This is a genomic window from Pseudomonas laurylsulfatiphila (genome assembly GCF_002934665.1).
Classification (GTDB): domain Bacteria; phylum Pseudomonadota; class Gammaproteobacteria; order Pseudomonadales; family Pseudomonadaceae; genus Aquipseudomonas; species Aquipseudomonas laurylsulfatiphila.
In genome coordinates this window covers 618,307-643,357 of the sequence record NZ_NIRS01000004.1, presented here as the reverse complement: position 1 = coordinate 643,357, position 25,051 = coordinate 618,307, and the positions used below count along the sequence as shown (strand labels likewise).

Genomic DNA, 25,051 nt, shown 5'->3' with positions numbered 1-25,051 from the left:
GCATCCCTGGGTGGTGGTTACCTGACCAGTGCACTCCCCAACAACTTTGCCCTGATTGTTAGGGGCTCTTCAGTGTGAAAAAAAAGCCGTGAAAAGCCAACGACCTGTAAACCTAGACCTAAGGACCATCAAACTCCCCATCACCGGCGTTACGTCGTTTCTTCACCGTGTTTCCGGCATCATCCTCTTCCTGGGCCTTGGCTTCATGCTTTATGCATTGGGCAAATCCCTGGGTTCCGAGGAAGGTTTTGCCGAGGTGAAGGCATGCTTGACCAGCCCGCTGGCCAAGTTCGTAGCATGGGGCCTCCTGTCCGCTCTTCTTTATCACCTGGTAGCCGGTGTGCGCCACTTGATCATGGATATGGGCATCGGTGAGACGCTGGAAGGCGGCCGCCTGGGCTCGAAAATTATCATCGCCGTTTCTGTGGTGTTGATCGTTCTGGCAGGAGTTTGGATATGGTAACCAGCGTTACGAACCTTTCGCGTTCCGGTCTTTATGACTGGATGGCGCAACGTGTGTCTGCGGTCGTTCTCGCGGCTTATTTCATCTTCCTGATCGGATACCTCGCAGCGAACCCGGGCATTGGCTACGACCAATGGCACGGCCTGTTCGCCCACAACGGGATGCGTATCTTCAGTCTGCTGGCCCTCGTTGCCCTGGGCGCTCACGCCTGGGTCGGCATGTGGACCATCGCGACCGACTACCTGACGCCAATGGCGCTGGGCAAGTCCGCGACTGCAGTACGTTTCCTTTTCCAGGCGGTATGCGGCGTTGCGATGTTCGCTTACTTCGTCTGGGGTGTGCAGATTCTCTGGGGTATCTGATTCATGGCTAACATTCCAACGATTTCTTTCGACGCCATCATCATTGGTGGTGGCGGTGCCGGCATGCGCGCAGCGCTGCAACTGGCACAAGGCGGTCACAAGACTGCCGTGATCACCAAAGTGTTCCCGACCCGTTCGCACACCGTATCCGCCCAGGGTGGCATCACCTGCGCGATCGCGTCTGCGGATCCGAACGATGACTGGCGCTGGCACATGTACGATACCGTTAAGGGTTCCGACTACATCGGTGACCAGGACGCTATCGAATACATGTGTCAGGAAGGCCCGGCTGCCGTTTACGAGCTGGACCACATGGGCATGCCGTTCTCGCGTACCGAGCAAGGCCGTATCTACCAGCGTCCATTCGGCGGCCAGTCGAAGGATTACGGTAAAGGCGGGCAGGCTGCCCGTACTTGCGCTGCGTCCGACCGTACCGGTCACGCGCTGCTGCACACCCTTTATCAGGGCAACCTGAAAGCCGGTACCGTGTTCCTGAACGAGTACTACGCTGTCGACCTGGTGAAGAACGGCGAAGGCGAGTTCGTCGGCGTGATCGCCATCTGCATCGAAACCGGTGAAACCACCTACATCCGCGCCAAAGCCACCGTGCTGGCGACCGGCGGTGCAGGCCGTATCTACGCGTCGACCACCAATGCCCTGATCAATACCGGTGACGGCGTTGGTATGGCACTGCGTGCCGGCGTACCGGTACAAGACATTGAAATGTGGCAGTTCCACCCGACCGGCATCGCCGGTGCCGGTGTACTGGTTACAGAAGGCTGCCGTGGTGAAGGTGGATACCTGATCAACAAGCACGGCGAGCGTTTCATGGAGCGTTATGCTCCGAACGCCAAAGACCTTGCCGGTCGTGACGTTGTTGCCCGTTCGATGGTTAAAGAGATCATCGCCGGCAACGGTTGCGGTCCGAATGGCGACCACGTGATGCTCAAGCTCGACCACCTGGGCGAGGAAGTGTTGCACAGCCGTCTGCCAGGCATCTGCGAGCTGTCGAAGACTTTCGCACACGTTGACCCGGTGGTTGCTCCGGTTCCGGTTGTTCCGACCTGCCACTACATGATGGGCGGCGTTGCCACCAACATTCATGGCCAGGCGATCACTCAGAACGCTGAAGGCGTAGACCAGATCATTCCTGGTCTGTTCGCTGTGGGCGAAGTGGCTTGCGTATCGGTTCACGGTGCCAACCGTCTGGGCGGCAACTCGCTGCTCGACCTGGTGGTATTCGGCCGCGCTGCTGGCCTGCACCTGGAAAAAGCGCTGACCGACGGTATCGAGTACGACGACGCCACCGACGCCGACATCAATGCCGCCCTGGCCCGTCTGTCCGCCCTGAACGAGCGTACCGAAGGCGAAGACGTGGCTACCCTGCGTCGCGAGCTGCAAAGCTGCATGCAGAACTACTTCGGTGTATTCCGTACCGGCGAATACATGCAGAAGGGTATTGCCCAGCTGGCTGACCTGCGCAAGCGCATCGCCAACGTGAAGATCAACGATAAGTCGCAGGCGTTCAACACTGCCCGTATCGAAGCGCTGGAACTGCAAAACCTGCTGGAAGTGGCCGAAGCTACCGCCATCGCTGCCGAAGTACGCAAAGAGTCCCGCGGCGCTCACGCCCGTGAAGACTTCGAAGACCGTGACGACGAAAACTGGCTGTGCCACACCCTGTACTTCCCGGGTGACAAGCGCGTCACCAAGCGTGCCGTGAACTTCTCGCCGAAGACTGTTCCGACTTTCGAACCTAAAGTCCGGACTTATTAAGGGTGACCGCCATGTTGCAAGTCAGTGTTTATCGTTACAACCCTGATCAGGACGCTGCGCCGTTCATGCAGGAATTCCAGGTCGATACCGGTGGTAAAGACCTGATGGTGCTGGACGTGCTGGCCCTGATCAAAGAGCAGGACGAAGGTTTCTCCTATCGTCGCTCTTGCCGTGAAGGTGTTTGCGGTTCCGACGGCATGAACATCAACGGCAAAAACGGCCTGGCGTGCATCACGCCGCTGTCTGCTGTCGTAAAAGGTAACAAGTTGATCGTTCGTCCTCTGCCAGGTTTGCCGGTTATCCGTGACCTGGTCGTCGATATGAGCATCTTCTACAAGCAATACGAGAAGGTTAAGCCATACCTGCAGAACGACACGCCGGCTCCGGCCATCGAGCGTCTGCAGTCCCCTGAAGAACGTGAAAAGCTGGACGGTCTGTACGAGTGCATCCTGTGCGCTTGCTGCTCGACTTCCTGCCCGTCCTTCTGGTGGAACCCGGACAAGTTCCTGGGCCCGGCTGCCCTGCTGCAAGCGTACCGCTTCCTGGCAGACAGCCGTGACACCAAGACGTCCGAGCGTCTGGCTTCACTGGATGACCCGTTCAGCGTATTCCGCTGCCGCGGGATCATGAACTGCGTCAACGTATGTCCGAAAGGCCTGAACCCGACTAAGGCCATCGGTCACATCCGTAACATGTTGCTCTCGAGCGGCGTGTGATTCAGCTGCTGTACCCGCTGTACCCGTAGATGCTACGGCGCAGGCTTCAACCGGCGCCGTAGTTTTAACCTGAGTAGCAGCTTAAAAGGCTGCGGCTCTTATTTTGAAGAAATGAGACAAGCAGGGGCATCCGGGCTGGTACCCGGACTATCAGTGTGATCCTAGTGGCTTGTTTTGGTCGCTGCATTCGGACTTCTGCAAGTTTGCTCGGTGTCGACACCGGTGGTGTTCCCCTAACCGAGGGTGACCAAGCATGCAAGAAAGCGTGATGCAGCGCATGTGGAACAGTGCCTACCTATCCGGTAGTAACGCTGCCTATGTGGAAGAGCTTTATGAGCTCTACCTGCACGACCCTAACGCTGTGCCAGAAGAGTGGCGCACCTACTTCCAGAAGTTGCCTGCTGACGGCAACTCTGCCACCGATGTTTCGCACTCCACAATTCGCGATCATTTCGTCTTGCTGGCAAAGAACCAGCGCCGCGCCCAACCGGTTTCCGCCGGCAGCGTGAGCAGTGAGCACGAGAAGAAGCAAGTTGAAGTGCTGCGATTGATCCAGGCCTACCGTATGCGTGGCCACCAGGCAGCCCAGCTTGACCCGCTGGGACTGTGGCAGCGTCCTGCACCTGCAGACCTGTCGATCAATCATTACGGCTTGACCAATGCCGATCTTGATACGACCTTCCGTGCCGGCGACCTGTTCATCGGCAAAGAGGAAGCGAGCCTACGCGAAATTCACGAAGCGTTGCAGCAGACATATTGCCGCACCATCGGCGCTGAATTCACGCATATCACCGATTCCGAGCAGCGCCAGTGGTTCCAGCAGCGTCTGGAAAGCGTGCGCGGTCGTCCGACGTACTCCGCCGACATCAAGAGCCACCTGCTCGAGCGCGTGACCGCCGGTGAAGGTCTGGAAAAATACCTGGGCACCAAATACCCGGGTACCAAGCGTTTCGGTCTGGAAGGCGGCGAAAGCCTGATTCCGATGCTCGACGAGCTGATCCAGCGTTCCGGTTCCTACGGCACCAAGGAAATCGTCATCGGCATGGCCCACCGTGGCCGTCTGAACGTGCTGGTCAATACCTTCGGCAAGAACCCGCGCGAGCTGTTCGACGAGTTCGAAGGCAAGAAGAAGGTCGAGCTCGGTTCCGGTGACGTGAAATACCACCAGGGCTTCTCGTCCAACGTGATGACCACCGGCGGTGAAGTTCACCTGGCGATGGCGTTCAACCCGTCCCACCTGGAAATCGTTTCCCCGGTGGTCGAAGGTTCGGTTCGCGCCCGCCAGGATCGTCGCAACGACCCGACCGGCGAGAAGGTTCTGCCGATCTCCATCCACGGTGACGCTGCTTTCGCAGGTCAGGGCGTGGTCATGGAAACCTTCCAGATGTCGCAGACCCGCGGTTTCAAGACCGGCGGTACCGTGCACATCGTGATCAACAACCAGGTCGGTTTCACCATCAGCAACCCGCTGGACTCGCGCTCCACCGAGTACGCGACCGACGTTGCGAAAATGATCCAGGCGCCGATCCTCCATGTGAATGGTGATGATCCGGAAGCCGTATTGTTCGTGACCCAGCTGGCCATCGACTACCGCATGCAGTTCAAACGTGACGTGGTGATCGACCTGGTCTGCTACCGCCGTCGCGGCCACAACGAGGCCGACGAGCCAAGCGGCACCCAACCTCTGATGTATCAGCAGATCACCAAGCAGCGCACTACCCGTGAGCTGTATGCCGATCGTCTGACTCAGGGCGGTGTGCTGGATGCGGAGCGTGTTCAGGCGAAAGTCGACGAATACCGCAACGCGCTGGACAACGGTCTGCACGTTGTGAAAAGCCTGGTCAAAGAGCCGAACAAGGAACTGTTCGTGGACTGGCGTCCGTACCTGGGTCACACCTGGACCGCGCGTCACGACACTCGCTTCGATCTGAAGACCTTGCAGGAACTGTCCGCCAAGCTGCTGGAAATCCCGGAAGGCTTCGTGGTTCAGCGCCAGGTTGCCAAGATCTACGAAGACCGCCAGAAGATGCAAGCCGGTGGCCTGCCGATCAACTGGGGCTACGCCGAAACCATGGCGTACGCGACCCTGGCGTTCGAAGGTCACCCGATTCGCATGACTGGCCAGGACATCGGCCGCGGTACGTTCTCGCACCGTCACGCTGTCCTGCACAACCAGAAAGACGCGGGCACCTACATCCCGCTGCAGAACCTGTACGACGGTCAGCCGCGTTTTGACCTGTACGACTCGTTCCTGTCCGAAGAAGCGGTATTGGCGTTCGAGTACGGTTACTCGACCACCACGCCGAACGCCCTGGTTATCTGGGAAGCCCAGTTCGGCGACTTCGCCAACGGCGCCCAGGTCGTAATCGACCAGTTCATCACCAGTGGCGAGCACAAGTGGGGCCGTCTGTGCGGTCTGACCATGCTGCTGCCGCACGGTTATGAAGGTCAGGGGCCGGAGCACTCCTCGGCTCGTCTGGAGCGTTACCTGCAGCTGTGCGCCGAGCACAACATTCAGGTGTGCATGCCGACGACGCCGGCTCAGATCTACCACTTGCTGCGCCGTCAGGTGATTCGCCCGCTGCGCAAACCACTGGTAGTCCTGACTCCGAAGTCGCTGCTGCGCCACAAGCTGGCCATCTCGACGCTGGAAGATCTGGCCGAAGGTTCGTTCCAGACCGTCATCCCGGAAATCGATGCCCAAGACCCGAAAAAGGTCGAGCGCGTTGTTCTGTGTAGCGGCAAGGTCTACTACGACCTGCTGGAAAAACGCCGTGCCGAAGGTCGTGACGACATCGCCATCGTGCGTATCGAGCAGCTGTACCCATTCCCTGAGGACGACTTGAAAGAAGTCCTGGCTCCTTATACCAACGTCAAACATGCCGTTTGGTGTCAGGAAGAGCCGATGAACCAGGGTGCCTGGTACTGCAGCCAACACCACATGCGTCGCAGCATCAGCAACCTCAACAAGTCTCTCGTACTCGAGTACGCGGGCCGTGAGGCTTCTGCTGCACCTGCATGCGGTTACGCATCGATGCACGCCGAACAGCAGGAAAAACTGCTGCAAGACGCCTTTACTGTTTAACGCCTTCGCGCACCTGAAACCGAATTTAAGGAACCACAGACAATGGCTATCGAGATCAAAGCCCCCACTTTCCCGGAATCGGTTGCCGATGGCACCGTTGCCACCTGGCACAAACAACCGGGCGATGCGGTCAAGCGCGACGAACTGATCGTTGACATCGAAACCGACAAAGTCGTGCTGGAAGTGTTGGCTACCGCTGACGGCGTGCTGGGCGCTATCGTCAAGAACGAAGGCGACACCGTTCTGTCCGACGAAGTCCTGGGCTCCATCGTTGAAGGCGGCGCTGCTGCTGCCGCTCCGGCTGCCGCTGCTGCTCCGGCCGCTGCTGCCGCAGCTCCGACTGCCGGCGCTGACGAAGACGCTATCGCCGCTCCAGCCGCTCGCAAGCTGGCCGAAGAAAACGGCATCAACCTGGCTTCCGTCAAAGGCACCGGCAAAGATGGTCGTGTAACCAAGGAAGACGTGGTTGCCGCTGTCGAAGCCAAGAAAGCGGCTCCTGCTGCCGCACCTGCCAAGGCTGCTGCTCCGGCTGCCGCTGCTCCTGTGTTCGCTGCTGGCGACCGCATCGAGAAGCGCGTACCGATGACCCGCGTTCGTGCCACCGTGGCCAAGCGTCTGGTTGAAGCTCAGTCGAACATGGCGATGCTGACCACTTTCAACGAAGTCGACATGACCGAAGTCATGGCGCTGCGTTCGAAGTACAAGGATCTCTTCGAGAAGTCCCACAACGGCGTGCGCCTGGGCTTCATGTCCTTCTTCGTGAAAGCAGCTACCGAAGCACTGAAGCGCTTCCCGGCTGTCAACGCCTCGATCGACGGCGGCGACATCGTTTACCACGGCTACGCTGACGTCGGCGTTGCAGTTTCCAGCGATCGCGGCCTGGTTGTACCGGTTCTGCGTAACGCCGAACTGATGAGCCTGGCTGAAATCGAAGGCGGCATCGCCACCTTCGGCAAGAAAGCCCGCGACGGCAAACTGTCGATGGACGAAATGACCGGTGGTACTTTCACCATCACCAACGGCGGTACTTTCGGTTCGATGATGTCGACCCCGATCGTCAACCCGCCACAAGCCGCCATCCTGGGCATGCACAACATCATCCAGCGTCCTATGGCCATCAACGGTCAGGTCGTTATCCGTCCGATGATGTACCTGGCACTGTCCTACGATCACCGCCTGATCGATGGCAAAGAAGCTGTGACCTTCCTGGTGACCATCAAGAACCTGCTGGAAGATCCGGCTCGTCTGTTGCTGGATATCTGATAGAAGCAGCCATGAGCTGCAAGCCCGTGCTGTCGGAAAACCCGCAGCCTGGCTTGCCGCTCGCGGCTTGAAGCTTTTCGCTAAAGAGGATTTTTTGAATGTCGCAGAAATTTGACGTAGTAGTGATCGGTGCGGGCCCTGGCGGTTACGTCGCTGCCATCAAGGCCGCGCAGTTGGGTCTCTCCACTGCCTGCATCGAGAAGTACACCGACAAGGAAGGCAAACTGGCTCTGGGCGGTACTTGCCTGAACGTCGGCTGCATTCCATCCAAGGCCCTGCTGGACAGCTCGTGGAAATTCCACGAAGCCCAGGACGGTTTCGCGATCCACGGTATCAATCACGCTGGCGTGACCATGGACGTGCCAGCGATGGTCGGCCGTAAAGCCAACATCGTCAAAGGCCTGACCTCCGGCGTTGCGACCCTGTTCAAAGCCAACGGTGTGACCTCCATCCAGGGTCACGGCAAGCTGCTGGCCGGCAAGAAAGTCGAAGTCACCAAGCCTGATGGCTCGGTAGAAGTCATCGAAGCCGAAAACGTCATCCTGGCACCAGGTTCGCGTCCGATCGACATTCCGCCAGCTCCGGTTGACCAGAATGTGATCGTCGATTCGACTGGCGCCCTGGAATTCCAATCCGTTCCAAAACGTCTGGGCGTGATCGGCGCTGGCGTGATCGGTCTGGAACTGGGTTCGGTCTGGTCGCGTCTGGGTGCAGAAGTGACTGTCCTGGAAGCCCTGGACACCTTCCTGATGGCAGCCGACACCGCTGTTTCCAAGGAAGCGCTGAAAACCCTGACCAAGCAAGGTCTGGACATCAAGCTGGGCGCTCGCGTCACCGGTTCCAAAGTGAACGGCGACGAAGTCGTGGTGAACTACACCGATGCCAACGGCGAACAGAACATCACTTTCGACAAGCTGATCGTAGCCGTTGGTCGCCGTCCGGTGACCACTGATCTGTTGGCTGCCGACTGCGGCGTGACCCTGGACGAGCGCGGTTTCGTGCACGTTGACGATCACTGCGCCACCACCGTACCGGGCGTTTACGCCATCGGCGACGTGGTTCGCGGCATGATGCTGGCGCACAAGGCGTCCGAAGAAGGCATCATGGTTGTCGAGCGCATCAAGGGCCACAAGGCCCAGATGAACTATGATTTGATCCCTTCGGTTATTTATACTCACCCGGAAATCGCGTGGGTTGGTAAAACCGAACAGGCCTTGAAAGCCGAAGGCGTTGAAGTTAACGTCGGCACCTTCCCGTTCGCAGCCTCCGGCCGTGCCATGGCTGCCAACGACACCGGTGGTTTCGTCAAGGTCATCGCAGATGCCAAGACGGACCGCGTACTGGGCGTCCACGTGATTGGCCCAAGCGCTGCCGAACTGGTTCAGCAGGGCGCGATCGGTATGGAATTCGGCACCAGCGCTGAAGACCTGGGCATGATGGTTTTCTCCCATCCGACCCTGTCTGAAGCCTTGCACGAAGCTGCTTTGGCAGTGAATGGCGGCGCCATCCACATCGCCAACCGCAAGAAGCGTTAAGACATAATAAGAAACCACGGCGGTTTGGCCCGTCGTGAGCCTTGCACGCAAGACTCACCGCGGAATATCCGCTGGACGCAGTCTTGCATAGCTCAGCTATGCAAGCAGCAGTCACAGGTGGTGCGGCACTTGAACGAGTGCAGCACCGAATGCGCAGTACCTAACGAAGACGGTAATAAGCATGAATCTTCACGAGTATCAGGGTAAGCAGCTGTTCGCTGAGTACGGCCTGCCAGTATCCACCGGTTACGCGGTAGACACCCCGGAAGCAGCAGCAGAAGCTTGCGACAAAATCGGCGGCAGCGAGTGGGTTGTCAAAGCCCAGGTCCACGCCGGTGGTCGCGGTAAAGCGGGCGGCGTCAAGCTGGTTCGCAACAAAGAAGACGCCAAAGCCTTCGCACAGCAGTGGCTGGGCAAGCGTCTGGTGACTTACCAGACTGACGCCAATGGTCAGCCAGTCACCAAGATCCTGGTTGAATCGTGCACTGATATCGCTAAAGAGCTGTACCTGGGCGCTGTCGTTGACCGTTCGAGCCGTCGCATCGTGTTCATGGCTTCCACCGAAGGTGGCGTGGACATCGAGAAAATCGCTCACGACACTCCAGAAAAAATCCTGAAGGCCACTATCGATCCACTGGTTGGCGCTCAGCCATTCCAGGGTCGCGAACTGGCTTTCCAGCTGGGTCTGGAAGGCAAGCAAGTTGCCCAGTTCGCCAAGATCTTCGTAGGTCTGGCCAAACTGTTCCAGGATCACGATCTGGCCCTGCTGGAAGTGAACCCGCTGGTGATCAAGGCTGACGGCGATCTGCACTGCCTGGACGCCAAGATCAACATCGACGCCAACGCCATGTACCGTCAGCCTAAGCTGAAGACTTTCCATGATCCGTCGCAAGACGATCCGCGCGAAGCGCACGCTGCCAAGTTCGAACTGAACTACGTAGCGCTGGAAGGCAACATCGGTTGCATGGTCAACGGTGCTGGCCTGGCCATGGGTACCATGGACATCGTCAACCTGCATGGCGGCAAGCCAGCCAACTTCCTCGACGTGGGCGGCGGTGCTACCAAGGAACGCGTTACCGAAGCGTTCAAGATCATCCTGTCCGACACTAACGTCGCTGCAGTACTGGTCAACATCTTCGGCGGCATCGTTCGTTGCGACATGATTGCCGAAGGCATCATCGGTGCAGTGAAAGAAGTCGGCGTGAAAATCCCGGTTGTTGTTCGCCTTGAAGGCAACAACGCTGAGCTGGGCGCTAAAGTACTGGCAGAAAGCGGTTTGAACATCATCGCTGCTACCAGCCTGACCGACGCTGCTCAACAAGTCGTTAAAGCTGCGGAGGGCAAATAATGAGCGTCCTGATCAATAAAGACACCAAAGTTATCTGCCAGGGTATTACCGGTTCGCAAGGTAGTTTCCACACCCAGCAAGCCATCGAGTACGGCACCAAGATGGTTGGTGGTGTAACTCCAGGCAAAGGCGGCACCGAGCACCTGGGCCTGCCAGTGTTCAACACCGTGAAAGACGCCGTAGCTGCCACTGGCGCCACCGCCAGCGTGATCTACGTTCCGGCTCCTTTCTGCAAGGACTCGATCCTGGAAGCTGCTTTCGGCGGCATCAAGCTGATCGTCTGCATCACCGAAGGCATTCCTACCCTGGACATGCTGGACGCTAAAGTTAAGTGCGACGAGCTGGGTGTTACCCTGATCGGCCCTAACTGCCCAGGCGTGATCACTCCAGGCGAATGCAAGATCGGCATCATGCCAGGTCACATTCACTTGCCAGGCAAGGTCGGTATCGTTTCCCGTTCCGGCACCCTGACCTACGAAGCTGTTAAGCAGACTACTGACGCCGGTTTCGGTCAGTCGACTTGCGTCGGCATCGGTGGTGACCCGATCCCGGGTTCGAACTTCATCGACATCCTGAAGCTGTTCCAGGAAGACCCGAAGACCGAAGCGATCGTGATGATCGGTGAGATCGGCGGTTCGGCTGAAGAAGAAGCGGCTGCCTACATCAAGGCACACGTGACCAAGCCGGTTGTTTCCTACATCGCTGGTGTGACTGCTCCTCCGGGCAAGCGCATGGGCCATGCTGGCGCAATCATCTCTGGCGGCAAAGGCACTGCAGACGAGAAATTCGCTGCTCTGCAAGACGCAGGCGTTAAAACCGTGCGTTCGCTGGCAGACATCGGCAAGGCCCTGGCCGAGCTGACTGGTTGGGCTGTCAAGTAAGCCTCGTGCTTGGCTGACGCTTCACCAAACAAAGGCCACCTTCGGGTGGCCTTTGTCGTTCTTGAAGATCAAAAGATCGCAGCCTTCGGCAGCTCCTACATGAGATCGCTTTTCCCTGTAGGAGCTGCCGAAGGCTGCGATCTTTTGATCTTTTAATACGTAAACGCGACACGGAAATGTCGTGTATCGGATAGTTCGCCCTCAAACAGTGCGTTTGTCAGACAAATTCGTTAGGCTACGCGCCATTTTTGCGTCTGCGGCCCACAAGGCACCAACGCGCTAAAAGGGTCGGTCTTATACGGACTGACAGCATTTCCCTCACCCATAGGGAAATCCCTCTCTAAATTCCGATTCAGTAGTGTGGTATTTCCTTAATGAAAGTGTTGAAAGGCCAGGACATCCTGGCACTTGGTTTTATGACGTTTGCCCTGTTCGTCGGGGCTGGCAACATCATCTTCCCGCCTATCGTCGGTTTGCAGTCCGGGCCCAATGTGTGGATGGCGGCGCTGGGTTTCCTGGTCACGGCCGTTGGTCTGCCGGTGATCACCGTTGTGGCGCTGGCCAAGGTCGGTGGGGCAATGGATGCCTTGAGCAGCCCGATCGGTAAAGTGGCTGGTGGCCTGTTGGCAGCGGCCTGCTACCTCGCTGTTGGCCCGCTGTTCGCGACGCCACGTACCGCGACGGTATCCTTCGAAGTGGGCCTCGCGCCGCTGACCGGCGAGAGCCCGCTGGCATTGTTCCTGTACAGCTCGGTTTACTTCCTGCTGGTGTTCTTCATCTCGCTGTACCCAGGCCGTTTGCTGGACACCGTAGGGCGCTTCCTCGCTCCGCTGAAGATCATCGCCCTGGCTGTGCTGGGCATTGCTGCATTCGCCTTGCCGGCCGGAGACATTGGCCAAGCTACGCCTGAATACGTGGCGGCACCGTTTTCCCAGGGCTTCATCAATGGTTACCTGACCATGGATACCCTGGGCGCCCTGGTGTTCGGCATCGTCATCGTCAACGCCATCCGCTCCCGCGGCGTCGAGTCGCCGGCACTGATCACCCGTTATGCGATCATCGCCGGCCTGATCGCCGGCGTCGGCCTGGCGCTGGTTTACGTCAGCCTGTTCCGTCTTGGTTCGGGCAGCCATGAAGTGGCCGCTGGCGCTACCAATGGCGCGGCGGTACTGCACGCTTACGTACAACGCACCTTCGGTTCGCTGGGCAGCGGTTTCCTGGCCGTGCTGATTTCCCTGGCGTGCCTGGTGACCGCGGTCGGCCTGACCTGTGCCTGCGCCGAGTACTTCAGCCGAGTGGTGCCGCTGTCCTACAAGACACTGGTGATCATTCTCGCTGCGTTCTCGCTGCTGGTGTCCAACCTGGGCCTGACCAAGCTGATTGCGTTCTCGATCCCGGTGCTCACCGCGATCTACCCACCGTGCATCGTTCTGGTGGCGTTGAGCTTCTGCAAGGACTTCTGGCATGAGCAGGGCCGTATCCTCGGCCCGGTCATGCTGGTGTCGTTCATCTTCGGCCTGATCGACGCCCTCAAGGGTGCAGGCCTGGCGGACTGGATGCCGACGCAAATGGCGCACCTGCCGCTGAGCGAGCAGGGCCTGGCCTGGCTGGTGCCTTCGGTGATGACGCTGGTGGTTGCCGTGGTCTGCGACCGTCTGCTGGGCAAGCGCGAAGAAGCGCTGGCTTAAGCTTTACCGGCCCGTCACAAGCGGGCCTGTGAAAAAAACAGAAATGCCCCGTATCAATCGATACGGGGCATTTTTTTATGGGGTGATGCGGTGTCTTTTCTTCTGCGCTAACGTCGAAAGACTGCGCAATCCACTTGTAGGAGCGAGCTTGCTCGCGAAGAACCTGAGAGCGACGCGTTTATCCAGGTAACACGCGCCATAGTTCGCGACCTTCGCGACCTTCGCGAGCAAGCTCGCTCCTACAGGGGGACGGTGTTCCGCCACTACATCACAAGGACCTGCATGTCGTTCATCCAAGCCAACCTGATCCACATCCTTGCCGCCATCTGGTTCGTCATCTGCTGGGGCGGGTACACCCGCTATGCCACCTGGAAAGGCCGTGACACCGCGTGCCTGGCCAGTGTGCTGCACCTCTATCGTGAAGACTGGATGCGCCGCATGCTGCTGCGCGACAACCGTATCGCCGATGCCAGCGTGATCGGCAACCTGGAACGCAACGCTTCGTTCTTCGCCTCCAGTACGTTGATTATCCTGGCCGGTATTCTCACGGTGCTGGGGGCTTCGGAAAGGGCGGTATCGTTGCTGGCGGATATCCCGATGGTGCAACAGGCGTCCCAGGGCATGTCGGAAATCAAGTTGCTGTGCCTGGCGCTGGTGTTTGTCTATGCGTTCTTTACGTTCAGCTGGTGCATGCGCCAGTACAACTTTGCGGCGGTACTGGTGGGTTCGGCGCCAATGGTCGGCGAGCGTCTTGTGTCGGAGCAAGAGCGCAAGGCATTTGCTTCCCGCGCGGCCCGTGTCATCTCCATGGCCGCCAACCAGTTCAACTTCGGTCTGCGTTCCTACTACTTCGGCATGACCATGCTGGCCTGGTTTGTCAGCCCCTGGTTGTTCATGTTGATGAGTGCCGGCGTGGTATTTGTGCTGTACCGTCGCGAGTTTCACTCTGACGTACTCGACGTGATGGTCTATACCCCTACAGAGGCGCCATTGCCCGAGGTGATCAAAGAGGCTGCTTGATGAGTATTCCGTTCTGGTGTGTGTTTATCAGTGCCGTGCTGATTTACGTGGCGCGTATGCCCGTGACCACGGCCATGAAAGAGCAGGGCGGTTACAACAATCACCTACCGCGCCAACAGCAGGGCCAACTCACAGGTTTCGGTGCCCGTGCGGTGGCGGCGCATCAGAATAGTTTTGAAGCCTTTATATTGTTTGCGGTGGGTGTGTTGATGGCGCATACAACGCAGACGGCAGGCTGGCTCATCGATTTGCTCGCGATCATCTTTGTGATCACCCGGGTTATTTATCTGGTGTGTTACTGGAAGGACCTGGCCTGGCAACGCAGTCTGGTCTGGCTGGTGGGATTAATCTGTTCGCTGTTGCTGATGATTAGTCCGACTTTTCGAACGATTTTGCTCTAAGCATTTTTTTGAAGGCAAAAGAAAACCCGCACTTGGCGGGTTTTCGTTTATCACGCTAAAAACCGGATTAGTTCTTAGGCGCTTCCGGAGCGGCCGGAGTGGCCGGAGCAGCCTCTTTTGCCGCTTCCGCGTTCGATTCAGCCTGAGCTTTGGCAGCTTCGGCGTTTTCTTTCGCCGCGTCGTTCACTTTATCCTGAGCTTTGCTCATGTCTTGCTGAGCTTGCTCAGCATGTTTGTTAGCTTCTTGAGCTTTGTCCTCGGATTTTTTATCGCAGGCAGCGAGACCGAGGGAAGCGGTCAACATCAAGGCAATAGCTAAAGTCTTACGCATGGGGTGTTTCTCCTGATGAAAAGCATCTACTGGCCTTAAGAACCCATACATCAGGGTTAAGTTCCTTAATTCTTTCAGATATATAAGTTTTGTTCTAATGCGGAACTTTTACCCGGACTGCCACCGCATTGCGCGAACCTAAACAAGAGTGTTTATCAAATGGCTGAGAACCCCGTTTTTGAGCGAGCGAAGCGCTTTCTGTCGGCGCTGCGACATTGTCAGGTACTTGGACTAAGCGTTCACAGCGCCAGCAGCGAAGGACTGACGATTGTGCTGCCGTACAGCCCGCAGATCGTTGGCAATCCCGAAACCGGCGTGATTCATGGCGGGGCAGTCACCTCGCTGATGGACACGGCCTGTGGCATGGCGACGCTCTGTGTGCTCCCGGAGTTCGAAGTCTGCCCGACCCTCGACCTGCGCATCGACTACATGCACGCCGCCGAACCGCATAAGGATGTCTATGGTTTCGCCCAGTGCTACCGGGTCACCACCGACGTGATTTTTGCCCGTGGTTTCGCCTATCAGGATGACCCTGGGCAACCCATTGCCCATGTGACAGGCACTTTCATGCGCATGGGCAAGGGCATCAAAGGCACCAAGGGCTTTGGTGGTGCGGTTGCCGGAGGTGCGCAATGAGCGAGTCGCTGAAGGATCAATTGCAAAAGGCCCATGAGCAAGGCGATTACGCCTCGCTGCTGGGTTTGATTCCCTATGCCCGGCTGATCGGCGTCGAATGTTCACGGGTGGGAGATGAGCTGCTGTTCAAGTTGCCGGCGAACAAGGACAACATTGGTAACCCTTTGCTGCCGGCGATTCATGGCGGGGTGATCGCCGGGTTCATGGAGTTGGCAGCGGCACTGCACCTGCTGGTGTTTACCGGTTCATCCGGGGTGCCGAAGATCATCGACTTCTCCCTGGATTACCTGCGAGCCGGGCAGTTTCGCGACACCTGGGCCCGATGCCAGGTTTGCCGCCAGGGGCGACGGGTTGCCAACGTGGCGATTACCGCCTGGCAAAGTACCGAAGCCGAACCCATCGCCACGGCCCGTGCACATTTCAAACTCGAGGAGCCCTTGAAATCCTGAACTCAGCCCCAAACTCTGATGACAACCCGCCGCCGACCCTCAAGGTCGCGGCTTATGCCATCTGATTGGAGTTTGATGACCATGAGTGTGGAAACTCAAAAGGAAACCCTGGGCTTCCAGACCGAGGTGAAGCAGCTGCTGCATCTCATGATCCATTCGCTGTATTCCAACAAGGAAATTTTCCTTCGCGAATTGATCTCGAACGCCTCTGACGCTGTCGACAAATTACGTTTCGAAGCCCTGGCCAAGCCAGAGCTGCTGGAAGGCGGCGCCGAACTGAAAATCCGCGTGAGCTTCGACAAGGACGCTAAAACCGTCACCCTCGAAGACAACGGTATCGGCATGAGCCGCGAAGACGCGATAACCCACCTGGGTACCATCGCCAAGTCCGGCACCGCCGATTTCATGAAGCACCTGACCGGCGACCAGAAAAAAGACTCGCACCTGATCGGCCAGTTCGGTGTCGGTTTCTACTCCGCCTTCATCGTCGCCGACAAAGTCGATGTGTATAGCCGTCGTGCCGGCAGCGCTGCCAGCGAAGGCGTGCACTGGTCGTCCAAGGGCGAAGGTGACTTCGAAGTTGCGACCATCGACAAGGCCGAGCGCGGCACTCGCATTGTCCTGCACCTGAAATCCGGTGAAGACGAGTTCGCCGATGGCTGGCGCCTGCGCAACATCATCAAGAAGTACTCCGACCACATCGCCTTGCCGATCGAGTTGCCAAAAGAAGTGGCGGCCGCTGAAGGCGAAGACAAACCGGCCGTTGAATGGGAAACCGTCAACCGCGCCAGCGCTCTGTGGACCCGTCCGCGTACCGAGATCAAGGACGAGGAATACCAGGAGTTCTACAAGCACATCGCTCACGATTTCGAAAACCCGCTGAGCTGGAGCCACAACAAGGTCGAAGGCAAGCTGGAATACAGCTCGCTGCTCTACGTACCGACCCGTGCTCCGTTCGACCTGTACCAGCGTGAAGCGCCGAAAGGCCTGAAGCTGTACGTGCAGCGCGTGTTCGTCATGGATCAGGCCGAGTCCTTCCTGCCGCTGTACCTGCGCTTCATCAAGGGTGTGGTCGACTCCAACGACCTGTCGCTGAACGTGTCGCGGGAAATCCTGCAGAAAGACCCGATCATCGACTCCATGAAGTCGGCGCTGACCAAGCGCGTGCTGGACATGCTGGAAAAATTGGCGAAAAACGAGCCTGAGCAGTACAAGGGCTTCTGGAAAAACTTCGGTCAGGTCATGAAAGAAGGCCCGGCAGAAGATTTCGCCAACAAGGAAAAGATCGCCGGTCTGCTGCGTTTCGCATCGACCAGTGGCGATGATGGCGAGCAGGTTGTCGGCCTGGCCGAGTACCTGGCGCGCGCCAAGGAAGGTCAGGACAAGATCTACTACCTGACCGGCGAAACCTACGCGCAGGTCAAGAACAGCCCGCACCTGGAAGTCTTCCGCAAGAAAGGCATCGAAGTGCTGCTGTTGACCGACCGCATCGACGAGTGGCTGATGAGCTACCTCAGCGACTTCGACGGCAAGAACTTCGTCGACGTGGCACGCGGTGACCTGGACCTCGGCAACCTGGACTCGGAAGAGGACAAGAAGGCTGCGGAAGAAGTCGCGAAGTCTAAAGAAGGTCTGGTTGAGCGCCTGAAAACCGCGCTGGGCGAATCCGTTGCGGAAGTCCGGGTGTCCCATCGCCTGACCGATTCGCCGGCGATCCTGGCCATCGGTGAGCAGGACCTGGGCCTGCAGATGCGCCAGATCCTCGAAGCCAGCGGGCAAAAGGTTCCGGATTCGAAGCCGATCTTCGAATTCAACCCGGCTCACCCGCTGATCGAGAAGCTCGATAACGAGCAGAGCGACGAGCGCTTCGGCGATCTGTCGCACATCCTCTTCGATCAGGCGGCCCTGGCGGCCGGCGACAGCTTGAAAGATCCGGCGGCCTATGTGCGCCGTCTGAACAAACTGTTGGTCGAGCTATCCGCTTAACTGTGTTGCAGAAAAACCCGCTTCGGCGGGTTTTTTCATTCTGGTGTTCAACAATCAGGAGTCAGAAATGAGCCAGATCACTGTACGTTCCGTTGCCTATCAGATTGATGGCCAGGCCTACGAAAGCCGTCTGGCCTTCGATGCCGACCATAAAGGCCCGCGTCCGGGTTTGTTGATGGCGCCGAACTGGATGGGCGTCAGCGCCGGTGCCGAGGAGATCGCCAGGTCCGTGGCGGCCAAGGGCTACGTGGTGCTGATCGCCGACCTTTACGGGCAATCGGTTCGTCCGTCGAACAATGACGAGGCTGGAGCGGCAATGATGCCGTTGAAGAATGACCGTGGGTTACTGCGCAAGCGCATGCAGGTAGCATTCGAACAGTTGCAGAGCCAGGGCGAGGCGGCCGTCGATACGTCGAAGCTGGCGACCTACGGTTTCTGTTTTGGTGGCTGCTGTGCCCTGGAGTTTGCCCGTACCGGTGCGCCGGTGAAGGCTGCGGTATCCTTCCACGGCACGCTGGATACACCGAATCCGGCCGACGCGAAAAACATCAAGGGTAAGGTCCTGGTCCTGCACGGTGCTTCCGATCCACTGGTGCCGAAGGAGCAGTTGCCGGCGTTCGAAGATGAAATGAACGCGGCCAGTGTGGACTGGCAATTGCTGAGCTACGGCGGTGCGTTTCACTCGTTCACCGACCCGCACGCCAAGGTGCCGGGCATGATGATGTATGACGCCAAGGTGGCTGCCCGGGCGTTCACTTCGATGCATAATTTGCTGGATGAAGTGTTCAAGGGCTGATCGCAGTCTTTGTAGGAGCTGGCTTGCCAGCGATGGCAACCTCAAGATCGCCATCGCCGGCAAGCCGGCTTCTACAGGGTTTTGTGTGAGTTGAGGAGGCCTATTTCACAGGCAGTTCAATCCGCTCAACTTCCCCCGGCACCGTCGGCCAGTCCCCGGCCGCCCAACGCCGGCGCGCTTCATCAATCGCCGCCGGATCGCTTGCGACAAAATTCCAGTTGATCCGCCGTGGCCCGTCCAGCGGCGCGCCGCCAAACAGCACGGCGTGACTGTCGCTTTCAGCAAACAGGGTCAACTCTTCCCCGGCAGGCAGTACCACCAGCGAATGCGGTTCTATCAGCTCGCCATCCAGTTGCACCTCGCCGCTCAACACATACAGCGCACGTTCTTCATGCTCGGTGGGAATCAGCAATGTCGTCGCCGTTTGCAGGTGCAATTCCGCGTACAACGTAGGAGAAAGCACCGGCACCGGTGACTCTAGGCAAAAGCCGGATCCGGCAATCATGCGGATCTTCACCCCCAGGTTTTCGCTGACTGGCAAGGTGGACGCCGGATGGTGGCTGTAATGCCCCGGGCCCTGTTCTTTGTCCTTGGGCGATGCCAGCCAGATCTGCAAGCCGTGCATCGTGAAGCCGCTCTCCTTGAGTGCCTCGGGCGTGCGTTCGACGTGGGCAATGGCGCTGCCAGCCGTCATCCAGCTGACATCGCCGGTATCAACAACCTGGTCGGAGCCCAGACTGTCCTTGTGCTGGATTTGCCCCTGGAACAAATAGGTCAGGGTGGACAGGCCAATGTGCGGATGCTGGCGGATGTTCATGCCTTTGCCCGGCGGATAACGGGTTTCCAGCATGTGATCGAAAAACACGAATGGCCCGACGCTGCGGCACTTGGCGGATGGCAGTGGACGCAGGATCGGCTGGCCTTCGACGTCTTCGGTGCGGGGGCGGATCACGAGCGGAGTGTTCATGGTGCGTTCCAGGCTGAGCGGGTGATGCGTTCGAGCATAACCCGCTTGCGCAGCCGTTGCCGCTATTGGCTGAAGGCGCCTTCGGACAAATGCGTTTCGATGCTGACTTCAGACGTGGTCATCAGCTTGTGGATCGGGCAGCGATCGGCCACGCGGTGCAGCTCGTCGCGCTGGGCGTCGGTGAGTACGCCCTTGAGGGTCAGTTTGACGTGCAGCGTGTATTGGCCTTTCTGTTCCAGGCTGTTGTCGCGCTTGACCTCGACGCCGACACCGGTCAATGGGATGTCCTTCTTCTTCGCATAGAGCTTGAGGGTCAGGGCTTTGCAGGCGCCGAGCGCGGCATCGAAATAATCGTGCGGTTCCGGCGCGGTGCCTTCACCGCCCGCCGTGACGGGCACGTCGGCGAAGAGTTCATGGTCATCGATTTGTACGCTGTGGCGAAAGCCTTCGGCAGAAACGGTGTTGACGGTGACGGTCATGGGAAACCTCGCAAGCAACAGGATATTTATTCGATCAAAAAGACCTTGAAGGTATAGAGCATGGTGCCGGATATGCGTTCCGGTTTTCTTGTACGGGTGAGTCTTTTCGCTGAATCGTTACCGTCGCAGTAATGTTGTTTTGATATCACTTTTTCGTCTTACGCAAATTTTCAACAGTCCGATACCGTCTAAAGAACCCGCTGCCTGACGCAGCGCTTTTGGAAGGAACCAGGGGAATGAGTATCAGAAGTCTCAATATTGCGCCGCGCGCGAGTCTCGGTTTTGGTCTGTTGGCGTTGATGGTTTTTGGCTTGGGCGCGTTCGCTTTGCTGCAAATGTCCAACATGCGGGCGCAGTCCGATCAGGTCGATGACAACTGGCTGCCTAGTGTGATGGCGGTCGGTGATATGAGTCAGGACATGTTGCGGCTGCGAGCATTGACCATGCGTCTACTCATCAATCGCGACCCTCAGGCACAGGCGCAGAACGTCAGCAAGATCAACGATCTCAAAAGTGTCCTCGATGGCGCACAGCAGCGCTATGACAAGTTGATCGTGTTGCCTGAGGAGCGCGTGCTGTTCGACCGCTTCAAGGCTGCCGAGTCCAAGTATCTGCAGTTTCAGGGGCAGGTGATGACCGAAGCTACCCAGGGACGGGTGGAAGAGGCGGCGGCCATTCTCAATGGCGAGATGAATCCGTTGGCCGATGAAATCACGGTTACGCTCAGGGAGCTGGTCGAGCTCAATCGGCACAACGCCAATCTGGCAACCGAAGCGGGTCGTCTGGTGTTCAGCCAGTCGCGGGTCTGGGTCGGGGTAATGATCGGTGTGAGCGCGTTGATCACCATTGGCCTGGCACTGTTGTTGACGCGCAGCATCGTGTTGCCGCTGTCACAGTCATTGAAAGTGGCCGAGGTGGTCGCCGGCGGCGACCTGACTGCAGCCATCAGCATTTCCGGCAAGGATGAACCCGCGCGGCTGCTGCACGCGCTCAAGAGCATGCAACAGAGTTTGCGCGAAACCATCCGCCGTATATCCGATTCATCCAGTCAATTGGCTTCGGCTTCGGAAGAACTCAGTTGCGTCACGGAAGACGCTACCCGAGGCCTGCATCAGCAGAGCCTGGAGATCGAGCAGGCGGCCACGGCGGTCAACCAGATGACCGCCGCCGTGGAGGAAGTGGCGAGCAATGCCGCAGCAACGTCGCAAGCTTCGCGCGAGTCTGACCGCATTGCCCAGCACGGCCGCGAACAAGTGCACCAGACGGTGCTGTCGATCGAGTCGCTGGCCGAGGATGTCACCACCAACGTCGCTCAGGTCGAAGATCTGGCGCAGAAGGTGTATGGCATCACTACCGTGCTGGACGTGATTCGCGCGATTGCTGAACAGACCAACCTGCTGGCCTTGAACGCCGCGATCGAAGCCGCGCGAGCCGGGGAGGCCGGGCGCGGGTTTGCGGTAGTAGCCGATGAGGTGCGCGCCCTGGCGCATCGCACCCAGCAATCGACCCGGGAAATCGAGCAGATGATCACCGGTATCCAGCAGGGTACCGACCTGGCCGTCAGCTCGATGCAGCAGAGCAACACCCGGGCGCGCTCGACGCTGGAGGCGGCAAAAGCGGCGGGCGTTGCCCTGGAAGACATCGCCTCGGCATTCACGGTGATCAATGAGCGCAACATCGTGATTGCCAGTGCCTCGGAGGAGCAGGCGGCGGTGGCGCGGGAGGTCGATCGCAACTTGATGAACATCCGAGACCTGGCGCAACAGAGCTCGGCCGGAGCGAATCAGACCAGTGCGGCGAGTCAGGAGTTGTCGCGGTTGGCGGTGGACCTCAATACGCTGGTGGCACGGTTTTCGGTGTGAATGACGGGCGAAAAAGGTTCATCGCGCAATACCGGGAAACACGGATAACGCAATACCTGTAGGAGCTGGCTTGCCGGCGATGGGCTTTAACGATGACGCGTGTGAGCTGGATAAACGCGGCGCACTGGAGTCCATCGCCAGCAAGCTGGCTCCTACAGAAGAGCAAAAAAAAGCCCCGCGATGGCGGGGCTTTTCGTGTCGGTCCGGATCAGCTGCCTTTGACAGTCTTGCCGTTGACCTTGCCGTCCAGGAGCATGATGTTGTACTCCTTGCCGTCGTTTTCGACCTGTTGCAGGCGGACCAGCAGGTAATCCCAGTCCTTGGCGAACCACATCACGGTGATGCGTTTGCTCTGCGTCGGGTCGCGCACGCGCTCAACCTTGATCGCATCGATCTGGCCGGCCTTGGTGTCGACTTTTTCCGAGCCCAGCACGCGGAAGTCATAGGTGTCGACTTCACCGCCATCGACCACTTGATAGCTCATGGTCTTCTTGCCGGCAGCGACATCATGTTGCAGTGCCAACTGGTAGGTGGACTTGTCGACCATGCCGCGGTTGAGTGGAAGCTTGACGGCGTCACCGCGATCGGTGCCGGTGATCATCTTGGTGTTCCAGTCGAAATCCAGATCCGATTTCTTGGCCTTGCCCAGGCCGCCACGCTCAAAGTGGTACGACTCCGGAAGAAGCGTGTCCTTGTCCAGGGTCAGGGTGCTTTCCTCGGACAGGCTGGCAATCATCATCGATGCCTTGAAACTCAGTTTCCATTTGCCGTCGCTGGTTTTTTCGAGGCTGCGCTCGGCAGTGCCGCTCATGGGGAGCTGTTTCCAGTCGGCGGTGTAGCTGGCGGAGAAGGGTTGAAGTTCTGCCGCCTGAGCGAAGGGCAAAGCGAGCAGAGCGCAAGCGAAGAGCAGGGCGCGACGCATAAAATCTCCTAGTTTCGAATCAAGTGGCCGCTGGCCGCGAGTAGCTGTCCATCCAGTAAAGCACCTTGCTCGCCGAGGGCCAGACGACCTTCGGCAAACCAGCGTACGGCCATCGGGTAGATCAGGTGTTCCTGAACATGGACCCGCTGCGCCAGACTCTGCGGCGAATCCTGTAACTCTACCGGTATTACAGCCTGTACGACCAGTGGTCCGCCATCGAGTTCCTCGGTGACGAAGTGCACGGAGCAGCCGTGCTCGGCGTCGCCAGCCTCCAGCGCGCGCTGATGAGTGTGTAACCCTTTGTATTTGGGTAGCAGCGAGGGGTGGATATTGAGCAGGCGACCCTGATAGTGGCGTACGAAACCCGCGCTGAGAATGCGCATGAATCCGGCCAGTACCACGAGTTTTGGATTGAAGGCGTCGATCAGTTCGATCAGCGCGGCATCGAAGGCCTCGCGACCTTCGAAAGCCTTGTGATCCAGGGTGCGGGTGTCGATACCCGCGTCCCTGGCGCGTTGCAGGCCGTAGGCGTCGGCGCGGTTGGAAATCACCGCAGCGATGCGGACCGGGCTGTCGCCGGTCCGCGTGCTGTCGATCAGGGCCTGCAAGTTACTGCCGGTGCCGGACAACAGCACCACCACATCACAGGTCTGAGACATCAATGAGCCTTGAGGTTCTTCAGTTCTACCTGAGCCGCGCCTTCGGCAGCGGTGGAGATCTGGCCGATGACCCAAGGTTGCTCGCCCGCTTCGCGCAGAACGTTCAGGGCGGTTTCAACATGTTCCTGCGCCACGCAGATGACCATGCCCACGCCGCAGTTCAGCACGCGGTGCATTTCGTTCTCGTCAACGTTGCCTTTCTCTTGCAGCCAGTCGAACACGGCCGGACGGGTCCAGCTGGCCACGTCAACCACAGCCTGCGCGCCTTTTGGCAGAACACGCGGGATGTTGTCCAGCAGGCCGCCACCGGTGATGTGGGCCATGGCTTTGACGGCGCCGGTTTCCTTGATCAGCTTGAGCAGCGGCTTCACGTAGATGCGGGTCGGGGCCATCAGCAGGTCGGTCAGCGGCTTGCCGTCGAGCTGGGTGTTTTCGATGTCGGCACCGGACACTTCGATGATCTTGCGGATCAGCGAGTAACCGTTGGAGTGCGGGCCGGAAGACGGCAGGGCGAGCAGGGCGTCGCCGGCAGCAACCTTGGAACCGTCGATGATTTCGGATTTTTCCACGACGCCGACGCAGAAGCCGGCCAGGTCGTAGTCTTCGCCTTCGTACATGCCCGGCATTTCAGCGGTTTCACCGCCCACCAGCGAGCAGCCCGACAGTTCGCAGCCAGCGCCGATGCCGGTAACAACCTGGGCAGCGGTGTCGACGTTCAGTTTGCCGGTGGCGTAGTAGTCGAGGAAGAACAGTGGCTCGGCGCCGCACACCACCAGATCGTTGACGCACATGGCAACCAGGTCGATGCCGATGCTGTCGTGCTTGTTCAGGTTCAGTGCCAGGCGCAGCTTGGTGCCGACGCCGTCAGTACCGGAAACCAGCACAGGCTGCTTGTAGCCGGCCGGGATTTCGCAGAGGGCGCCGAAACCGCCCAGGCCGCCCATGACTTCCGGGCGCGCAGTGCGCTTGGCGACGCTCTTGATGCGTTCGACCAATGCTTCACCGGCGTCGATGTCTACACCGGCGTCCTTGTAGCTCAGGGAGGGTTGCTTGCTCATGATCCAGGCCTTTAGGGGGGATTCAGGGGTAACGACCGAGTCCAGCGGGGCCGCCGAAATCGACGAAGGCGATTGCCTCACGCGAATTTCGAAAGTGCCCGGCTGTTGCCGGTCTGCGAAGGCGCGCGATTTTATCAGGCTTGAGCCGCAGCGGCCATCCTCAGGCCGACAGCAGGGCCATATCCGTTAAAAAAAACCTTTGATGCGCGGTGTCGGTGGCATCCTGCATGGTTGTATAAGGTGTCGCGATTAACCGTCTATCGTTATGACAGTGCGAAAACTTACCCGGAACGTGTGAATGTTTTGCGTCGGGCAATGGTCACAGCCTTGCTCGATCGTCTTCATGCGGTCTGTTCCAGCCGCTCTTG

23 protein-coding genes are annotated in these 25,051 nt (G+C 58.6%); 17 read left to right on the top strand and 6 right to left on the bottom strand.

The genetic code is table 11. From position 1 onward, the window contains the following. The first annotated feature begins 88 nt into the window (after positions 1 to 88). From sdhC to CD175_RS17700, 12 genes are all read left to right on the top strand, one after another. Positions 89 to 463, top strand: coding sequence for a succinate dehydrogenase, cytochrome b556 subunit (gene sdhC / locus CD175_RS17760; protein WP_015096190.1), 375 nt, complete (start codon positions 89 to 91; stop codon positions 461 to 463). Beyond that, positions 457 to 825 carry a succinate dehydrogenase, hydrophobic membrane anchor protein gene (sdhD, locus tag CD175_RS17755; protein ID WP_007977503.1) on the top strand — a complete coding sequence of 123 codons (369 nt, stop codon included), beginning with the start codon at positions 457 to 459 and terminating at the stop codon, positions 823 to 825. The genes sdhC and sdhD overlap by 7 nt, the downstream gene beginning before the upstream one ends. A gap of 3 nt (positions 826 to 828) precedes the next feature. Continuing rightward, on the top strand, positions 829 to 2,601 hold the full coding sequence (gene sdhA / locus CD175_RS17750; RefSeq protein WP_104449867.1) for a succinate dehydrogenase flavoprotein subunit: 1,773 nt from the start codon (positions 829 to 831) through the stop codon (positions 2,599 to 2,601). Positions 2,602 to 2,612: 11 nt separating this feature from the next. Next, positions 2,613 to 3,317, top strand: coding sequence for a succinate dehydrogenase iron-sulfur subunit (locus tag CD175_RS17745; protein WP_003223007.1), 705 nt, complete (start codon positions 2,613 to 2,615; stop codon positions 3,315 to 3,317). A 253-nt stretch (positions 3,318 to 3,570) separates the two neighbouring features. After that, a complete protein-coding gene (locus CD175_RS17740; protein ID WP_102701985.1) occupies positions 3,571 to 6,402 on the top strand; it encodes a 2-oxoglutarate dehydrogenase E1 component in 2,832 nt (943 codons plus the stop codon). A gap of 42 nt (positions 6,403 to 6,444) precedes the next feature. Next, complete coding sequence (odhB, locus tag CD175_RS17735) at positions 6,445 to 7,665, top strand: 2-oxoglutarate dehydrogenase complex dihydrolipoyllysine-residue succinyltransferase (RefSeq protein WP_104449866.1); 1,221 nt, start codon at positions 6,445 to 6,447, stop codon at positions 7,663 to 7,665. Between the two features lie 98 nt (positions 7,666 to 7,763). Then, positions 7,764 to 9,200 carry a dihydrolipoyl dehydrogenase gene (gene lpdA / locus CD175_RS17730; protein WP_077047447.1) on the top strand — a complete coding sequence of 479 codons (1,437 nt, stop codon included), beginning with the start codon at positions 7,764 to 7,766 and terminating at the stop codon, positions 9,198 to 9,200. A gap of 181 nt (positions 9,201 to 9,381) precedes the next feature. Next, positions 9,382 to 10,548: an ADP-forming succinate--CoA ligase subunit beta gene (gene sucC, locus CD175_RS17725; RefSeq protein WP_003223015.1), complete on the top strand. Its 1,167-nt coding sequence runs from the start codon at positions 9,382 to 9,384 to the stop codon at positions 10,546 to 10,548. Next, on the top strand, positions 10,548 to 11,429 hold the full coding sequence (gene sucD / locus CD175_RS17720; protein WP_003223019.1) for a succinate--CoA ligase subunit alpha: 882 nt from the start codon (positions 10,548 to 10,550) through the stop codon (positions 11,427 to 11,429). Before sucC ends, sucD begins: the two co-directional genes overlap by 1 nt. Before the next feature lie 374 nt (positions 11,430 to 11,803). Beyond that, positions 11,804 to 13,117: a branched-chain amino acid transport system II carrier protein gene (brnQ, locus tag CD175_RS17715; RefSeq protein WP_104449865.1), complete on the top strand. Its 1,314-nt coding sequence runs from the start codon at positions 11,804 to 11,806 to the stop codon at positions 13,115 to 13,117. 282 nt (positions 13,118 to 13,399) lie between these two features. Further along, entirely contained in the window at positions 13,400 to 14,137 is a 738-nt protein-coding gene (locus tag CD175_RS17705) for a DUF599 domain-containing protein (RefSeq protein WP_007977519.1), read from the top strand. Continuing rightward, positions 14,137 to 14,538 (top strand): MAPEG family protein, encoded by a 402-nt coding sequence (locus CD175_RS17700; RefSeq protein WP_104449863.1) that lies wholly within the window; start codon positions 14,137 to 14,139, stop codon positions 14,536 to 14,538. The genes CD175_RS17705 and CD175_RS17700 overlap by 1 nt, the downstream gene beginning before the upstream one ends. 67 nt (positions 14,539 to 14,605) lie before the next feature. Here CD175_RS17700 and CD175_RS17695 read toward each other — a convergent pair whose 3' ends face one another. Further along, positions 14,606 to 14,869, bottom strand: a complete 264-nt coding sequence (locus CD175_RS17695; RefSeq protein WP_104449973.1) for a hypothetical protein — start codon at positions 14,867 to 14,869, stop codon at positions 14,606 to 14,608. Between the two features lie 159 nt (positions 14,870 to 15,028). Here CD175_RS17695 and CD175_RS17690 point away from each other — a divergent pair, with 159 nt between their 5' ends. The 4 genes from CD175_RS17690 (at position 15,029) to CD175_RS17675 (ending at position 18,736) form a co-directional block, all read left to right on the top strand. After that, the gene (locus CD175_RS17690) at positions 15,029 to 15,505 is read left to right on the top strand and encodes a PaaI family thioesterase (protein ID WP_104449862.1); all 477 of its coding nucleotides are present in this window, start codon (positions 15,029 to 15,031) and stop codon (positions 15,503 to 15,505) included. Beyond that, positions 15,502 to 15,954, top strand: coding sequence for a PaaI family thioesterase (locus tag CD175_RS17685; RefSeq protein ID WP_007977526.1), 453 nt, complete (start codon positions 15,502 to 15,504; stop codon positions 15,952 to 15,954). The genes CD175_RS17690 and CD175_RS17685 overlap by 4 nt, the downstream gene beginning before the upstream one ends. An 81-nt stretch (positions 15,955 to 16,035) precedes the next feature. Continuing rightward, positions 16,036 to 17,940 (top strand): molecular chaperone HtpG, encoded by a 1,905-nt coding sequence (htpG, locus tag CD175_RS17680; protein ID WP_104449972.1) that lies wholly within the window; start codon positions 16,036 to 16,038, stop codon positions 17,938 to 17,940. A gap of 67 nt (positions 17,941 to 18,007) precedes the next feature. Then, the gene (locus CD175_RS17675; protein ID WP_104449861.1) at positions 18,008 to 18,736 is read left to right on the top strand and encodes a dienelactone hydrolase family protein; all 729 of its coding nucleotides are present in this window, start codon (positions 18,008 to 18,010) and stop codon (positions 18,734 to 18,736) included. A gap of 100 nt (positions 18,737 to 18,836) precedes the next feature. Here the strand turns inward: CD175_RS17675 and CD175_RS17670 are convergent, their stop codons facing one another. Both CD175_RS17670 and CD175_RS17665 read right to left on the bottom strand, forming a co-directional pair. After that, positions 18,837 to 19,703: a pirin family protein gene (locus CD175_RS17670; RefSeq protein ID WP_104449860.1), complete on the bottom strand. Its 867-nt coding sequence runs from the start codon at positions 19,701 to 19,703 to the stop codon at positions 18,837 to 18,839. Between the two features lie 62 nt (positions 19,704 to 19,765). After that, on the bottom strand, positions 19,766 to 20,182 hold the full coding sequence (locus CD175_RS17665) for an OsmC family protein (protein WP_104449859.1): 417 nt from the start codon (positions 20,180 to 20,182) through the stop codon (positions 19,766 to 19,768). Positions 20,183 to 20,418: 236 nt separating this feature from the next. Between CD175_RS17665 and CD175_RS17660 the strand changes: the two genes are divergently transcribed. Then, the gene (locus CD175_RS17660; RefSeq protein WP_104449858.1) at positions 20,419 to 22,044 is read left to right on the top strand and encodes a methyl-accepting chemotaxis protein; all 1,626 of its coding nucleotides are present in this window, start codon (positions 20,419 to 20,421) and stop codon (positions 22,042 to 22,044) included. Between the two features lie 208 nt (positions 22,045 to 22,252). Here the strand turns inward: CD175_RS17660 and CD175_RS17655 are convergent, their stop codons facing one another. Genes CD175_RS17655 through purM form a run of 3 tightly spaced genes read right to left on the bottom strand, consistent with a single transcriptional unit; the run spans position 22,253 to position 24,683 of the window. Next, a complete protein-coding gene (locus tag CD175_RS17655; RefSeq protein WP_007977541.1) occupies positions 22,253 to 22,966 on the bottom strand; it encodes a DUF3108 domain-containing protein in 714 nt (237 codons plus the stop codon). Between the two features lie 8 nt (positions 22,967 to 22,974). Further along, positions 22,975 to 23,625, bottom strand: a complete 651-nt coding sequence (gene purN / locus CD175_RS17650; RefSeq protein ID WP_007977542.1) for a phosphoribosylglycinamide formyltransferase — start codon at positions 23,623 to 23,625, stop codon at positions 22,975 to 22,977. After that, positions 23,625 to 24,683 (bottom strand): phosphoribosylformylglycinamidine cyclo-ligase, encoded by a 1,059-nt coding sequence (gene purM, locus CD175_RS17645; protein ID WP_034146362.1) that lies wholly within the window; start codon positions 24,681 to 24,683, stop codon positions 23,625 to 23,627. Before purM ends, purN begins: the two co-directional genes overlap by 1 nt. Between the last annotated feature and the right edge of the window lie 368 nt (positions 24,684 to 25,051).

Excerpts from the sequence above, each read along its gene's own strand:
- odhB (WP_104449866.1), top strand. The coding sequence starts at position 6,445 with ATGGCTATCGAGATCAAAGCCCCCACTTTCCCGGAATCGGTTGCCGAT.
- sucD (WP_003223019.1), top strand. The coding sequence starts at position 10,548 with ATGAGCGTCCTGATCAATAAAGACACCAAAGTTATCTGCCAGGGTATT.
- CD175_RS17745 (WP_003223007.1), top strand. The coding sequence starts at position 2,613 with ATGTTGCAAGTCAGTGTTTATCGTTACAACCCTGATCAGGACGCTGCG.
- CD175_RS17670 (WP_104449860.1), bottom strand. The coding sequence starts at position 19,703 with ATGAACACTCCGCTCGTGATCCGCCCCCGCACCGAAGACGTCGAAGGC.
- CD175_RS17665 (WP_104449859.1), bottom strand. The coding sequence starts at position 20,182 with ATGACCGTCACCGTCAACACCGTTTCTGCCGAAGGCTTTCGCCACAGC.
- htpG (WP_104449972.1), top strand. The coding sequence starts at position 16,036 with ATGAGTGTGGAAACTCAAAAGGAAACCCTGGGCTTCCAGACCGAGGTG.
- lpdA (WP_077047447.1), top strand. The coding sequence starts at position 7,764 with ATGTCGCAGAAATTTGACGTAGTAGTGATCGGTGCGGGCCCTGGCGGT.
- CD175_RS17675 (WP_104449861.1), top strand. The coding sequence starts at position 18,008 with ATGAGCCAGATCACTGTACGTTCCGTTGCCTATCAGATTGATGGCCAG.
- CD175_RS17700 (WP_104449863.1), top strand. The coding sequence starts at position 14,137 with ATGAGTATTCCGTTCTGGTGTGTGTTTATCAGTGCCGTGCTGATTTAC.
- CD175_RS17690 (WP_104449862.1), top strand. The coding sequence starts at position 15,029 with ATGGCTGAGAACCCCGTTTTTGAGCGAGCGAAGCGCTTTCTGTCGGCG.
- sucC (WP_003223015.1), top strand. The coding sequence starts at position 9,382 with ATGAATCTTCACGAGTATCAGGGTAAGCAGCTGTTCGCTGAGTACGGC.
- purM (WP_034146362.1), bottom strand. The coding sequence starts at position 24,683 with ATGAGCAAGCAACCCTCCCTGAGCTACAAGGACGCCGGTGTAGACATC.
- CD175_RS17655 (WP_007977541.1), bottom strand. The coding sequence starts at position 22,966 with ATGCGTCGCGCCCTGCTCTTCGCTTGCGCTCTGCTCGCTTTGCCCTTC.
- sdhD (WP_007977503.1), top strand. The coding sequence starts at position 457 with ATGGTAACCAGCGTTACGAACCTTTCGCGTTCCGGTCTTTATGACTGG.
- brnQ (WP_104449865.1), top strand. The coding sequence starts at position 11,804 with ATGAAAGTGTTGAAAGGCCAGGACATCCTGGCACTTGGTTTTATGACG.
- purN (WP_007977542.1), bottom strand. The coding sequence starts at position 23,625 with ATGTCTCAGACCTGTGATGTGGTGGTGCTGTTGTCCGGCACCGGCAGT.
- CD175_RS17705 (WP_007977519.1), top strand. The coding sequence starts at position 13,400 with ATGTCGTTCATCCAAGCCAACCTGATCCACATCCTTGCCGCCATCTGG.
- sdhA (WP_104449867.1), top strand. The coding sequence starts at position 829 with ATGGCTAACATTCCAACGATTTCTTTCGACGCCATCATCATTGGTGGT.
- CD175_RS17685 (WP_007977526.1), top strand. The coding sequence starts at position 15,502 with ATGAGCGAGTCGCTGAAGGATCAATTGCAAAAGGCCCATGAGCAAGGC.
- CD175_RS17740 (WP_102701985.1), top strand. The coding sequence starts at position 3,571 with ATGCAAGAAAGCGTGATGCAGCGCATGTGGAACAGTGCCTACCTATCC.
- CD175_RS17695 (WP_104449973.1), bottom strand. The coding sequence starts at position 14,869 with ATGCGTAAGACTTTAGCTATTGCCTTGATGTTGACCGCTTCCCTCGGT.
- CD175_RS17660 (WP_104449858.1), top strand. The coding sequence starts at position 20,419 with ATGAGTATCAGAAGTCTCAATATTGCGCCGCGCGCGAGTCTCGGTTTT.